The 14,715-nt window shown below is 66.7% G+C and carries 2 protein-coding genes; both read left to right on the forward strand.

Going from position 1 to position 14,715, the window contains the following annotated elements; genetic code table 11:
• Nucleotides 1-65: 65 nt before the first annotated feature.
• On the forward strand, nucleotides 66-7,856 hold the full coding sequence (locus DL519_RS48220) for a toxin glutamine deamidase domain-containing protein (protein WP_263399535.1): 7,791 nt from the start codon (nucleotides 66-68) through the stop codon (nucleotides 7,854-7,856).
• Between the two features lie 86 nt (nucleotides 7,857-7,942).
• A complete protein-coding gene (locus tag DL519_RS48225; RefSeq protein ID WP_263399536.1) occupies nucleotides 7,943-14,560 on the forward strand; it encodes a toxin glutamine deamidase domain-containing protein in 6,618 nt (2,205 codons plus the stop codon).
• The last annotated feature ends 155 nt before the right edge of the window (nucleotides 14,561-14,715 follow it).

Below are 14,715 nucleotides of genomic sequence, written 5' to 3' on the forward strand. Positions count from 1 at the left end.
GGGCTGATTCCCGTATACATCGTTGCTGCCATGTGGTGTGGCGGCGTTGGGGTTGGGTGGTGGTGATGTTTTCGTCGATCATGGTGCCGGAGGGGGTGAGGCGGCTTTTTCAGGTGTTGACGGGTGAGGATATGACGGATGCGGATGAGGGTGGGTTGTTCGCGGTGGCGGATGCGTTGGAGTCGGGTGCGGTGGGGGTGGGGGAGGTGGGGGGTTTTGTGGCGGAGTTGGTGGGGAAGGTGCGGACGGAGTTTTCGGGGAAGGCGGCGGACCGGTTCGCGGGGGGTTTGGAGGTTTTCGATGGGTTGCTGGCCTCGGGTGAGGGGGCGTTGCGGGAGTTGGCGGTGTTCGTGCGGGATTTGGCGCGGCAGGTGCGGTATTTGAAGTTGGTGACGATTTATGGTTTGGAATTGTTGTTGTTGGAGATGGCGTGGGCGGTGGCGATGGCGGGGGCGACCGGTGGTGCGTCGATGGCGTGGCTGGCGGCGCGGATGGCGGTGATGCGGTTTTTGTTGTCGCGGTGGTGGGGCCAGTTGTTCATGCGGTTGGCGATGGCGGCGGCCGGTGGTGTGGGGTTCAACGTGCTGCCGGATCTGCAGGCCCAGTTGCAGATGCTGGGTGAGAAGTCGGGTGACAAGTGGGACGGGAAGCTGACCGAGCAGGCGGCGGGAATGGGGGCGTTTTCGGCGTTGGTGTCGCTGCCGTTGTCGGCGCTGGGTGGTCTGGTGAGCAACGCGTTGACGAAGGTGCTGGTGCGGGGGCTGGGCGATGAGGTGGACGAGGCGATTCTGGAGGCGGCGGTGAGGCGGGCGGTGGCCGAGCATGCGGAGTTGTATCCGGTGTCGGCGATGGCGCGCTTCGGCGATGTGGTGGGGGAGCATTTGGATTTTTATGCGGGGATGTCGGTGCGGGGCATGTGGTCGGCGCGGTTCGGCGAGTGGGTCGGGGAGGCGTTGGAGAACGCGTTGTCGGAGTTGTTCGGGGAGGTGGGGTATCTGGCGGCCACGGGCCAGGAAGTGACCTGGAACCCGTTCTCGGTGACGGCGGGCTTCTTCGAGTCGGTGTTCTCCGGTGTGGGGAATCTGGCGGGTTTGGCGTGGCGGGGCAAGCTGCACCCGGAAGGCCCAAGCCCGTACCTCGAGGGCACCAGCCGGCGTGAGGGCACCACCACCGATGGTGGCGGATTCGACGAGGAGAAGACCCCACTGCTGGGAACAGGGTCCGGGTCGCAGACAGGGAACACCCCTGGCTCCCCGGGCAAGGACAACACATTCAGCCCTTCCGATGCCTCGAAGCCCTCTGATGCCTCGAAGCCGTCTGATGTGGACTTTGGTTTCCCGGTCGGGCCGGTGGATTCGGCTGCGGTGTCGGCGCCTTACGGCAAAGACCTGGTGGTGTCCGCTGTTGTGGACGGCAAGGACAGCAACGACGTCAAGGACGGTAAGGACGTTAAGGACGGTGCAGGTGGCGGCGTTAAGGGCGGTGCTGGTGGCAGTGTGACGGGCGGGGACGCGACGGGTGGTGTTCCGGCGGTGCCGGGTTCCGGTCAGAACCGGCCGGGAACGCCGCCACCTGCATATCCTTATGTGGCACTGGGTTTTGGTTCGGACCGGTCGGTGACGCCGCCTCCGCCGTACAGTCCGGTTGCCGGTGGCGATCAGGCCGTGCCCGGGCTGCATGGCGTGGCCGGGAAGTCTGGTGTGGATGGTTCTGGTGTGGACGTTCCCGGCGTGGCCGGGAAGTCTGGTGTGGATCGTTCTGGTGTGTTGGGGGGCCGGTCGCTGGATGTGCTGGCGTCGCAGACGCAGGATTCGGCGGGGGAGAGGTCATCGGCGGGTATCCGGCATGGTTCTGGTGTGTCCTCGGATGCCGCGTTACCGGAGACTGTCACACCCGGGTCTGGGGCGGTGGCGGATCCGGACAGTGGTGGTGCTGTGTCTCCGGGGCGTGAGTTCTCGCCGGGTGGCTTGACCGGCCGAGATGGGCCTTTCGGTGTGGATTCGGTTGCGGGGAGTGGGGTTTCGCATCGCGAGGATGCTGGAGCGGGTCTGCCGGGTTCGGTGGGGTCGCCGGCGGATGGGTCGCAGGTGGTGCCGTCTCTGCAGCAGGACCGGGTGGTGGCGTCGCTTGCGGGCTTGCTGGTGGACGCGGTGCGGGTGCTGGTGCCGGCGGGTGTGGTTGCTGGTGGCGGGTTGGTGGAGTTCGTGCGGGGCGGTGTTGCGGGTTCTGGTGGTGGGCCTGTGGTGCTGGTCGCGCAGGGTGTTCCGGGTGCGGGTGTGGTGGTGTCGTCGGGTCAGGGTTCGGCTCTGGCGCGGGGTGTGGGGCGGGATGTTGTTGCGTTGATGCCGGGGCGGGGTGGGCGTGGGCCGCGGTGGACGGTGTTCGCCGCGGATGGTTCTCGGCCCAGGCCGGTGGGCGGGCCCGCTGGCCTGGTGCCGGCTGGGGGAGGTCAGGGTATGGCCGGTCTGGCGGATTCGTCGGCTGCGGCTGCGGGCTCCGGTGAGAAGACGGTGGCTGCGGAAGAGACACCGGTTGCCCAGGGGGTATCTGGTCAGGTGGCGTCGGTGGTCGGGGACGCACAGCTCGGGGCGATGACCGGGTCTGGGGCGGACACCATGTGGGATACCGGTGGGATACCGGTGCGGCAGTCGTCGCCGCCGGATCTGCGCCGCGAGATCGACCGGGCGAGGCAGGGGGGCTGGTCTGGTGATGATGGGCTGGTGGCGGGGTGGATCGTGCGGGGCTGGCATAACCCCCGGAAGTTGGTGGGCCCGCTGGTGCGAGATCCTGCCGAACCCGTTGCCGGCCCGAGCGGCGTTGGGTGGTCCCGTGTGGAATTGCGGCGCGAGGCGGTGGGACCGGTGCCGGAGACGATTCACGAGGAACGTCCGGGGCGAGATGGCACACGGCGGCGCCTGTCGTGGCCTGGTGGTGGGCGGGCGGATGATGTCGCCTCCGCGGGTGGCGATGGGCGAGGCGTGGTGGATCTGCCGGGCACCGGGATGTGGGTGTTTCCGGTGTCGGGGGTGGAGGTGGATGGGGAGGGGGTGTTGCGGCCCGGTGGTTCCCGGTGGCGGGGCCAGGACGGGGGGTCCGGGTTGCCGTCCGTGGTGACGGGTCCGAAGCGTCGGGGTGGTGTGTCTGGGCGGGTGGCGGGGGGAGCCGGTGCGAGTGCGGGGAGTTCGCGGGGGGAGGCCGGCGAGAGTTCCAGGGCCTCCAAGCGGCGGAAGGTGGACGCATCTGTTGCTGCTGGGGCTGTTTCCGGGAGTCCGGGTGATGGTGGGAGTGAGGTGCTCACGCCGACGGATCAGGCAGCACAGCAGGACCCGAGTGCGGAGCGGAAACGAAAAAAGAAGGAAAAGAACGCGAAGCAGTACCAGGCGAGAAAGGCTGCTGCCGTCCGTGTTGCGGAGTTGGAGGCGTTGGCGAGGCCACTGACTGAGGGGCAGGCGGCGGAGCTGGAGAAGCTCCAGCCGAAGGCGCAGACGTGGCAGAAAAAGAAGAAATATGACGCGAAGTCTCGCAGGGTGGTAAAGGATGCTGCCGATCGGGTTGCGGTGTTGGAGGAGTTGGCGAGGCCACTGACTGAGGGGCAGGCGGCGGAGCTGGCGGAGCTCCAGCCGAAGGTGGCGCAGCGGAAGCAGAAAAGGAAGGAATCTGCCGCGAAGTATCAGCGGGCGGGAAAGGCTGCTGCCGATCGGGTTGCGGAGTTGGAGGAGTTGAAGGAGCGGGGGCGGCTGACTGAGGGGCAGGCGGGGGAGCTGGCGGCGCTTCGGCCGAAGGCGCAGCCGTGGCAGAAAAAGAAGGAAAGGGACGCGGATCGGTACCGGGCGGGAAAGGCTGCTGCCGCCGGTGTTGCGGAGTTGGAGGAGTTGAAGGAGCAGGGGCGGCTGACTGACGAGCAGGCGGCGGAGCTGGCGGAGCTTCGGCTGAAGGCGCAGCCGTGGCAGAGAAAGAAGGAAAGGTTCGTGGTTTGGTACCGGGCGGGAAAGGCTGCTGCCGCCGGTGTTGCGGAGTTGGAGGAGTTGAAGGAGCAGGGGCGGCTGACTGACGAGCAGGCGGCGGAGCTGGCGGAGCTTCGGCTGAAGGCGCAGCCGTGGCAGAGAAAGAAGGAAAGGTTCGTGGTTTGGTACCGGGCGGGAAAGGCTGCTGCCGCCGGTGTTGCGGAGTTGGAGGAGTTGAAGGAGCGGGGGCGGCTGACTGAGGAGCAGGAGGCGGAGTTGGCGGAGCTTCGGCTGAAGGCGCAGCAGTGGCAGAAACAGAAGGAAAGATTGGCGGCTTGGTACCGGGCGAGAAAGGCTGCCGCCCGGGTTGCGGTGTTGGAGGGGTTGAAGGAGCGGGGGCGGCTGACGGTGGAGCAGGGGGTGGAGTTGGCGGAGCTTCGGTCGACGGTGGTGGGGCGGGGGCGGAAGAAGAAGGTCCGGGAGGTGACGGAGACCGGGGTGGGTGGGGCCCTGGTGGTCGGGCGGGGTGCGGGGCCGGAGGGGGTATCGGAGCAGGCTGGGGCTGAACACGACCGGGACGCGTGGTCGGCTGACGTCGATCTGGATGCGTGGCTTGCTCGGGCGGTGGCGGATGTAGATGGGGCGCAGGTGCCCCCAGGTGCGGCGGATACTGGGGCGATGCTGGGCGCGGATGCTTATGAGGAGTTTGTCGCGACCGAGTTGCTCGCGTTCCTGGGACAGGATGCCGGGGACGATGCTGCGGGTGCCGACAGTGCCGGGCCGGTTGCCGGGGACGATGATTTCGCTGCGTTCCTTGATGAGTACGGGGGGGATTCCGTTGGGTGGTTTGGGGGTGAAGGCACTGACGGGCTGTTTTTCGGTGAGCCGTTTCCGGAGGATGCGGTGGGGCCGGATGCGGTGGGGTCTGGGGTGTGGGGGGTTTCAGATCCGGTAGCGGGGGGTGGGTCGATGGGGTCTGGGTATCGGTTCTTGCCGGGGGTGAATCAGGCCAATTATCGTTGCGGTGATGAGCGTTTCCGGGTGAACTGTTCGGAGGCGGTGGTGGCGTTTCACAATTCTTTGAAGTTCGGTCGGCAGTTCGTGGCGGGGCCGGCTGTTGGTGATCGGGATCCGGCTCGGTTGGAGGAGGCGTTCGGGGCGAAGGCCCGGCGGGTGGATGGTGTGGCCGGGGCTGAGCAGTATGTGCGGAGTGGGCCGGTGGGTGTGGCTGTGCCGGTGATTTACCAGCGAGCGGACGGTAGTGCGCATGTGATCGTTGCGGTGCATGGAGAAGACCGCGATGAGCAAGGGCGGGTCGTTCTGCTGGATCCGCAGAAGGGGGAGGAAGCCGAGGACGCGGATGTCCTGGCTGCGACCGGCATGTGGGTGATTCCGGTGCCGGTGCCGGTGCCGGTGCCGGGGGTGGGGGTGGAAGTGGATGGGGAGGTGGTGTTGCCGCCCAGTGGTTCCCGGTGGCGGGGCCAGGACGGGGGGTCCGGGTTGCCGACCGTGGTGACGGGTCGGAAGCGTCGGGGTGGTGTGTCTGGGCCGGTGGCGGGCGCGAGGGGCACGAAGAGGACGCGGGGGGAGGCTGGCGAGAGTTCCAGGGTCTCCAAGCGGCGGAAGGTGGACGCATCTGTTGCTGCTGGGACTGTTTCCGGGAGTCCGGCTGATGGTGGGAGTGAGGTGCTCACGCCGACGGATCAGGCAGCACAGCAGGACCCGAGTGCGGAGCGGAAACGGAAAAAGAAGGAACAGAACGCGAAGCAGTACCAGGCGAGAAAGGCTGCTGCCGAACGTGTTACGAAGTTGGAGAGGTTGAAGAAGCAGAGGCCGCTGTCGTCGGATGAGCAGAAGGAGCTGGAGAAGCTCCAGCCGAAGGCGCAGATGTGGCAGAAACAGAAGGAACAGTACGCGAAGCAGTACCGGGCGGGAAAGGCTGCTGCCGATCGGGTTGCGGAGTTGGAGGCGTTGGCGAGGCCGCTGACTGAGGGGCAGGCGGCGGAGCTGGAGAAGCTCCAGCCGAAGGTGGCGCAGCAGAAGCAGAAAAAGAAGGAATCTGCCGCGAAGTATCGCAGGGCGGGAAAGGCTGCCGCCGATCGGGTTGCGGAGTTGGAGGCGTTGGCGAGGCCACTGACTGAGGGGCAGGCGGCGGAGCTGGAGAAGCTCCAGCCGAAGGCGCTGACGTGGCAGAAAGAGAAGGAATCTGCCGCGATGTCTCGTAGGGCGGGAAAGGCTGCTGCCGATCGGGTTGCGGAGTTGGAGGCGTTGGCGAGGCCACTGACTGAGGGGCAGGCGGCGGAGCTGGCGGAGCTCCAGCCGAAGGTGGCGAAGCTGAAGCAGAAAAAGAAGGAAGATAACGCGAATCGGTACCGGGCGGGAAAGGCTGCTGCCGACCGTGTTGCGGAGTTGGAGAAGTTGAAGGAGCAGGGGCCGCTGACTGAGGGGCAGGCGGGGGAGCTGGCGGAGCTTCGGCCGAAGGCGCAGACGTGGCAGAAACAGAAGGAAGATAACGCGAATCGGTACCAGGCGGGAAAGGCTGCCGCCGATCGGGTTGCGGTGTTGGAGGCGTTGAAGGAGCAGGGGCCGCTGACTGAGGAGCAGGAGAAGGAGCTGGCAAAGCTTCGGCCGAAGGCGCAGCAGTGGCAGAAACAGAAGGAAAGGTTCGTGGATTGGTACCGGGCGGGAAAGGCTGCCGCCGACCGTGTTGCGGAGTTGGAGGAGTTGAAAGAGCAGGGGCAGCTGACTGATGAGCAGGAGACGGAGCTGGCGGAGCTCCAGCCGAAGGTGGCGAAGCTGAAGCAGAAAAAGAAGGAAGATAACGCGAATCGGTACCGGGCGGGAAAGGCTGCTGCCGACCGTGTTGCGGAGTTGGAGAAGTTGAAGGAGCAGGGGCCGCTGACTGAGGGGCAGGCGGGGGAGCTGGCGGCGCTTCGGCCGAAGGCGCAGACGTGGCAGAAACAGAAGGAAGATAACGCGAATCGGTACCAGGCGGGAAAGGCTGCCGCCGATCGGGTTGCGGTGTTGGACGGGTTGAAGGAGCGGGGGCGGCTGACTGAGGGGCAGGAGGCGGAGCTGGCGGAGCTTCGGCCGAAGGCGCAGCAGTGGCAGAAAAAGAAGGAAAGGTTCGTGGATTGGTACCGGGCGGGAAAGGCTGCCGCCGATCGGGTTGCGGTGTTGGAGGAGTTGAAGGAGCGGGAGCCGCTGACTGAGGGGCAGGCGGGGGAGCTGGCGGCGCTTCGGCCGAAGGCGCAGCCGTGGCAGAAAAAGAAGGAAAGGTTCGCGGATTGGTACCGGGCGAGAAAGGCTGCCGCCCGGGTTGCGGAGTTGGAGGAGTTGAAGGAGCAGGGGCAGCTGACTGAGGGGCAGGAGGTGGAGCTGGCGGAGCTCCGGTCGACGGTGGCGGGGCGGGGGCGGAAGAAGAAGGTCCGGGAGGTGACGGAGACCGGGGTGGGTGGGGCCCCGGTGGTCGGGAGGGGTGTGGGGCCGGAGGGGGTATCGGAGCAGCCTGGGGCTGATCAGGACGGCCGGGACGCGTGGTCGGCTGACGTCGATCTGGATGCGTGGCTTGCTCGGGCGGTGGCGGATGTAGAGGGGGCGCAGGTGCCCCAGGGTGCCGCGGATGCTGGCGTGATGCTGCTGGGCGAGGGTGCTTATGAGGAGTTTGTCGAGACCGAGTTGCTCGCGTTCCTGGGACAGGATGCCGGGGACGATGCTGCGGGTGCCGACGGTGCCGGGCCGGTTGCCGGGGACGATGATTTCGTTGCGTTCCTTGATGAGTACGGGGGAGATTCCGTTGGGTGGTTTGGGGGTGACGGCGCTGACGGGCTGTTTTTCGGTGAGCCGTTTCCGGAGGATGCGGTGGGGCCGGATGCGGTGGGGTCTGGGGTGTGGGGGTTTCAGATCCGGTAGCGGGGGGTGGGTCGGTGGGGTCTGGGTATCGGTTCGTGTCGGGGGTGAATCAGGCCAATTATCGTTGCGGTGATGAGCGTTTCCGGGTGAACTGCCTGGAGGCGGTGGTGGCGTTTCACAATTCTCTGAAGTTCGGTCGGCAGTTCGTGGCGGAGCCGGCTGTTGGTGACCGGGATCCGGCTCGGTTGGAGGAGGCGTTCGGGGCGAAGGCCCTGCGGGTGGCTGGTGTGGCCGGGGCCGAGCAGTATGTGCGGAGTGGGCCGGTGGGTGTGGCTGTGCCGGTGATTTACCAGCGTGCCGACGGTAGCGCGCATGTGATCGTTGCGGTGCATGGAGAAGACCGCGATGAGCAAGGGCGGGTCGTTCTGCTGGATCCGCAGAAGGGGGAGGAAGCCGAGCCCGCGGATGTCCTGGCTGCGACCGGGATGTGGGTGATTCCGGTGCCGGTGCCGGTGCCGGTGCCGGGGGTGGAAGTGGATGGGGAGGTGGTGTTGCCGGCCAGTGGTTCCCGGTGGCGGGGCCAGGACGGGGGATCCGTGCTGCCCGCCGTGGTGACGGGTCCGAAGCGTCGGGGTGGTGCGTCCGGGCCGGTGGCAGGCGCGAGGGGCACGAAGAGGACGCGCGGGGAGGCTGGCGAGAGTTCCAGGGTCTCCAAGCGGCGGAAGGTGGGCGCATCTGTTGCTGCTGGGGCTGTTTCCGGGAGTCCGGGTGATGGTGGGAGTGGGGTGCTCACGCCGACGGATCAGGCAGCACAGCAGGACCAGAGTGCGGAGCGGAAACGGAAAAAGAAGGAACAGAACGCGAAGCAGTACCAGGCGAGAAAGGATGCTGCCGACCGTGTTGCGGAGTTGGAGGGGTTGAAGAAGCAGAGGCCGCTGACGCCGGATGAGCAGAAGGATCTAGCGAAGCTCCAGCCGAAGGCGCAGACGTGGCAGAAACAGAAGGAACGGTACCGTGAGAAAACGGCTGCTGCCGCCCGTGTTGCGAAGTTGGAGGAGTTGAAGAAGCAGAGGCCGCTGACGCCGGATGAGCAGAAGGAGCTGGAGAAGCTCCAGCCGAAGGCGAAGCAGTGGCAGAAAGAGAAGAAATGTGCCGCGAAGTCTCGCAGGGCGGGAAAGGCTGCTGCCGATCGGGTTGCGGAGTTGGAGGCGTTGGCGAGGCCACTGACTGAGGGGCAGGCGGGGGAGCTGGCGGAGCTCCAGCCGAAGGTGGCGCAGCTGAAGCAGAAACAGAAGGAATATGCCGCGAAGTATCGCCGGGGAGGAAAGGCTGCTGCCGATCGAGTTGCGGAGTTGGAGGCGTTGAAGGAGCAGGGGCCGCTGACTGACGAGCAGGCGGGGGAGCTGGCGAAGCTCCAGCCGAAGGTGGCGAAGCTGAAGCAGAGAAAGAATGAAAGGTTCGTGGATTGGTACCGGGTGGGAAAGGCTGCTGCCGTCCGTGTTGCGGAGTTGGAGGAGTTGAAGGAGCAGGGGCAGCTGACTGACGAGCAGGCGGGAGAGCTGGCGGCGCTTCGGCCGAAGGCGCAGCAGTGGCAGAAACAGAAGGAAAGGTGGGCGGATTGGTACCGGGCGAGAAAGGCTGCCGCCCGGGTTGCGGTGTTGGAGGCGTTGAAGGAGCAGGGGCAGCTGGCTGACGAGCAGGCGGGGGAGTTGGCGGAGCTTCGGTCGACGGTGGTGGGGCGGGGGCGGAAGAAGAAGGTCCGGGAGGTGACGGAGACCGGGGTGGGTGGGGCCCCGGTGGTCGGGCCGGGTGTGGGGCCGGAGGGGGTATCGGAGCAGCCTGGGGCTGATCAGGACGGCCGGGACGCGTGGTCGGCTGACGTCGATCTGGATGCGTGGCTTGCTCGGGCGGTGGCGGATGTAGAGGGGGCGCAGGTGCCCCAGGGTGCCGCGGATGCTGGGGTGATGCTGAGCGAGAGTGCTTATGAGGAGTTTGTCGCGACCGAGTTGCTCGCGTTCCTGGGACAGGATGCCGGGGACGATGCTGCGGGTGCAGACAGTGCCGGGCCGGTTGCCCGAGGGGATGATTTCGCTGCGTTCCTTGATGAGTACGGGGGGGATTCCGTCGGGTGGTTTGGGGGTGAAGGCGCTGACGGGCTGTTTTTCGGTGAGGCGTTTCCGGAGGATGCGGTGGGGCCGGATGCGGTGGGGTCTGGGGTGTGGGGGGTTTCAGATCCGGTAGCGGGGGGTGAGTCGATGGGGTCTGGGTATCGGTTCCTGCGGGGGGTGAATCAGGCCAATTATCGTTGCGGTGATGAGCGTTTCCGGGTGAACTGCCTGGGGGCGGTGGTGGCGTTTCATAATTCTCTGAAGTTCGGTCGGCAGTTCGTGGCGGGGCCGGCTGTTGGTGATCGGGATCCGGCTCGGTTGGAGGAGGCGTTCGGGGCGAAGGCCCGGCGGGTGGATGGTGTGGCCGGGGCTGAGCGGTATGTGCGGAGTGGGCCGGTGGGTGTGGCTGTGCCGGTGATTTACCGGCGAGCGGACGGTAGCGCGCATGTGATCGCTGCGGTGCATGCAGAAGACCGCGATGAGCAAGGGCGGGTCGTTCTGCTGAATCCGCAGAAGGGGGAGGAAGCCGAGCCCGCGGATGTCCTGGCTGCGACCGGCATGTGGGTGATTCCGGTGCCGGGGGCGGGGGCGGTGCCGGGGGTGGGGGTGGAAGTGGTGTTGCCGCCCAGTGGTTCCGGGCTGCGGGGCCAGGACGGGGGATCCGGGCTGCCCGCCGTGGTGACGGGTCCGAAGCGTCGGGGTGGTGCGTCCGGGCCGGTGGCAGGCGCGAGGGGCACGAAGAGGACGCGGGGGGAGGCTGGCGAGAGTTCCAGGGTCTCCAAGCGGCGGAAGGTGGACGCATCCGCTGCTGCTGGGACTGTTTCCGGGAGTCCGGGTGATGGTGGGAGTGAGGTGCTCACGCCGACGGATCAGGCAGCACAGCAGGACCCGAGTGCGGAGCGGAAACGGAAAAAGAAGGAACAGAACGCGAAGAAGTACCGGGCGGGAAAGGCTGCTGCCGCCCGTGTTGCGGAGTTGGAGGCGTTGGCGAGGCCGCTGACTGAGGGGCAGGCGGCGGAGCTGGCGGCGCTCCAGCCGAAGGTGGCGCAGCAGAAGCAGAAAAAGAAGGAATCTGCCGCGAAGTCTCAGCGGGCGGGAAAGGCTGCTGCCGATCGGGTTGCGGTGTTGGAGGCGTTGGCGAGGCCGCTGACTGAGGGGCAGGCGGCGGAGCTGGCGGAGCTCCAGCCGAAGGTGGCGCAGCGGAAACGGAAAAAGAAGGAAAGAGACGCGGAGCGGTACCGGGCGGGAAAGGCTGCTGCCGTCCGTGTTGAGAAGTTGGAGGGGTTGAAGAAGCAGAGGCCGCTGTCGTCGGATGAGGAGAAGGAGCTGGAGAAGCTCCAGCCGAAGGCGCAGACGTGGCAGAAACAGAAGGAAAGGTTCGTGGATTGGTACCGGGCGGGAAAGGCTGCTGCCGCCCGTGTTGCGGTGTTGGAGGAGTTGAAGGAGCGGGAGCCGCTGACTGACGAGCAGGCGGGGGAGCTGGCGGAGCTTCGGCCGAAGGCGCAGCCGTGGCAGAAAAAGAAGGAAAGGTTCGCGGATTGGTACCGGGCGAGAAAGGCTGCCGCCCGTGTTGCGGTGTTGGAGGCGTTGAAGGAGCAGGGGCAGCTGGCTGACGAGCAGGCGGGGGAGTTGGCGGAGCTTCGGTCGACGGTGGCGGGGCGGGGGCGGAAGAAGAAGGTCCGGGAGGTGACGGAGACCGGGGTGGGTGGGGCCCCGGTGGTCGGGAGGGGTGTGGGGCCGGAAGGGGTATCGGGATGGACTGGGGCTGAACGGGACGGCCGGGACGCCTGGTCGGCTGACGTCGATCTGGATGCGTGGCTTGCTCGGGCGGTGCCGGATGTAGAGGGGGCGCAGGTGCCCCCAGGTGCCGCGGATGCTGGGGCGATGCTGGGCGCGGATGCTTATGAGGCGTATGTCGCGACCGAGTTGCTCGCGTTCCTGGGACAGGATGCCGGGGACGACGCTGCGGGTGCCGACAGTGCCGGCCCGGTTGCCGGGGGGGATGATTTCGCCGGTTTCCTCCCCGACTACCACGACTGGGAGGGGTCCGTCGGGTGGTTTGGGGGTGAAGGCGCTGACGGGCTGTTTTTCGGTGAGGCGTTTCCGGAGGATGCGGTGGGGCCGGATGCGGTGGGGTCTGGGGTGTGGGGGGTTTCAGATCCGGTAGCGGGGGGTGAGTCGATGGGGTCTGGGTATCGGTTCCTGCGGGGGGTGAATCAGGCCAATTATCGTTGCGGTGATGAGCGTTTCCGGGTGAACTGCCTGGGGGCGGTGGTGGCGTTTCATAATTCTTTGAAGTTCGGTCGGCAGTTCGTGGCGGGGCCGGCTGTTGGTGACCGGGATCCGGCTCGGTTGGAGGAGGCGTTCGGGGCGAAGGCCCGGCGGGTTGGTGGTGTGGCCGGGGCTGAGCAGTATGTGCGGAGTGGGCCGGTGGGTGTGGCTGTGCCGGTGATTTACCGGCGAGCGGACGGTAGCGCGCATGTGATCGTTGCGGTGCATGGAGAAGACCGTGATGAGCAAGGGCGGGTCGTTCTGCTGGATCCGCAGAAGGGGGAGGAAGCCGAGGACGCGGATGTCCTGGCTGCGACCGGGATGTGGGTGATTCCGGTGCCGAGGGCGGTGCCGGTGCCGGTGCCGGGGGCGGAAGTGGATGGGGAGGTGGTGTTGCGGCCCAGTGGTTCCGGGCTGCGGCGCCGGGACGGGGGATCCGGGTTGCCGTCCGTGGTGACGGGTCCGAAGCGTCGGGGTGGTGCGTCCGGGCCGGTGGCGGGGAAAGCCGGCGCGAAGGGCACGAAGAGGACGCGGGGGGAGGCTGACGAGAGTTCCAGGGTCTCCAAGCGGAGGAAGGTGGACGCATCTGTTGCTGCTGGGGCTGTTTCCGGGAGTCCGGGTGATGGTGGGAGTGAGGTGCTCACGCCGACGGATCAGGCAGCACAGCAGGACCCGAGTGCGGAACGGAAACGGAAACAGAAGGAAGCTAACGCGAAGCAGTACAAGGCGAGAAAGGACGATGCCGCCCGTGTTGTGGAGTTGGAGGGGTTGAAGACGCAGAGGTCGCTGACGTCGGATGAGAAGAAGGTGCTGGCGGAGCTCCAGCTGAAGGTGGCGAAGCTGAAGCAGCAAAAGAAGGAAGTTAACGCGAGGTATCGCAGGGCGAGAAAGGACGATGCCGACCGTGTTGTGGAGTTGGAGGGGTTGAAGACGCAGAGGTCGCTGACGTCGGATGAGAAGAAGAAGCTGGCGGAGCTCCAGCCGAAGGTGGCGAAGCTGAAGCAGAAACATAAGGAAGTGGTCGCGAAGCATCGCCGGGCGGGAAAGGATGCTGCCGATCGGATTGCGGTGTTGGAGGCGTTGAAGAAGCAGAGGCCACTGACCGACGAGCAGGCGGCGGAGCTGGCGGCGCTTCGGCCGAAGGCGCAGCAGTGGCAAAAAAAGAAGGAAGGGGACGTGAAGTATCTCCGGGCGGGAAAGGATGCTGCCGACCGGGTTGCGGTGTTGGAGGCGTTGAAGAAGCAGAGGCCACTGACCGACGAGCAGGCGGCGGAGCTGGCGGCGCTTCGGCCGAAGGCGCAGCCGTGGCAGAAAAAGAAGGAAAGGGACGCGGATCGGTACCGGGCGGGAAAGGCTGCTGCCGATCGGGTTGCGGAGTTGGAGGAGTTGAAGGAGCAGGGGCGGCTGACTGACGAGCAGGCGGCGGAGCTGGCGGCGCTTCGGCCGAAGGCGCAGCCGTGGCAGAGAAAGAAGGAAAGGTTCGTGGTTTGGTACCGGGCGGGAAAGGCTGCTGCCGCCGGTGTTGCGGAGTTGGAGGAGTTGAAGGAGCAGGGGCGGCTGACTGACGAGCAGGCGGCGGAGCTGGCGGAGCTTCGGCCGAAGGCGCAGCCGTGGCAGAAAAAGAAGGAAACGTTCGTGGATTGGTACCAGGCGAGAAAGGCTGCTGCCGCCCGTGTTGCGGAGTTGGAGGCGTTGAAGGAGCGGGGGCGGCTGACTGAGGAGCAGGAGGCGGAGTTGGCGGCGCTTCGGCTGAAGGCGCAGCAGTGGCAGAAACAGAAGGAAAGATTGGCGGCTTGGTACCGGGCGAGAAAGGCTGCCGCCCGTGTTGCGGTGTTGGAGGGGTTGAAGGAGCGGGGGCGGCTGACGGTGGAGCAGGGGGTGGAGTTGGCGGAGCTTCGGTCGACGGTGGTGGGGCGGGGGCGGAAGAAGAAGGTCCGGGAGGTGACGGAGACCGGGGTGGGTGGGGCCCTGGTGGTCGGGCGGGGTGCGGGGCCGGAGGGGGTATCGGAGCAGGCTGGGGCTGAACACGACCGGGACGCGTGGTCGGCTGACGTCGATCTGGATGCGTGGCTTGCTCGGGCGGTGGCGGATGTAGATGGGGCGCAGGTGCCCCCAGGTGCGGCGGATACTGGGGCGATGCTGGGCGCGGATGCTTATGAGGAGTTTGTCGCGACCGAGTTGCTCGCGTTCCTGGGACAGGATGCCGGGGACGATGCTGCGGGTGCCGACAGTGCCGGGCCGGTTGCCGGGGACGATGATTTCGCTGCGTTCCTTGATGAGTACGGGGGGGATTCCGTTGGGTGGTTTGGGGGTGAAGGCACTGACGGGCTGTTTTTCGGTGAGCCGTTTCCGGAGGATGCGGTGTGGCCGGATGCGGGGCGGTAACCGCGCACCGTGTCCTGGAGTATTTGTCCAGCCCGCAGGATGTGTAGCCCTTGTCGTTGGGGGTGCGGCCGGGCGGTGTGTCGGGGGGACGTCCGTTCCGCCCGGCCGCGCGGCTGGATGCCGCCGCGGGTGGGGGAGGTCGCGGCATCGGGCCG

This window comes from Saccharopolyspora pogona, from assembly GCF_014697215.1.
Classification (GTDB): Bacteria; Actinomycetota; Actinomycetes; order Mycobacteriales; family Pseudonocardiaceae; genus Saccharopolyspora; species Saccharopolyspora hattusasensis.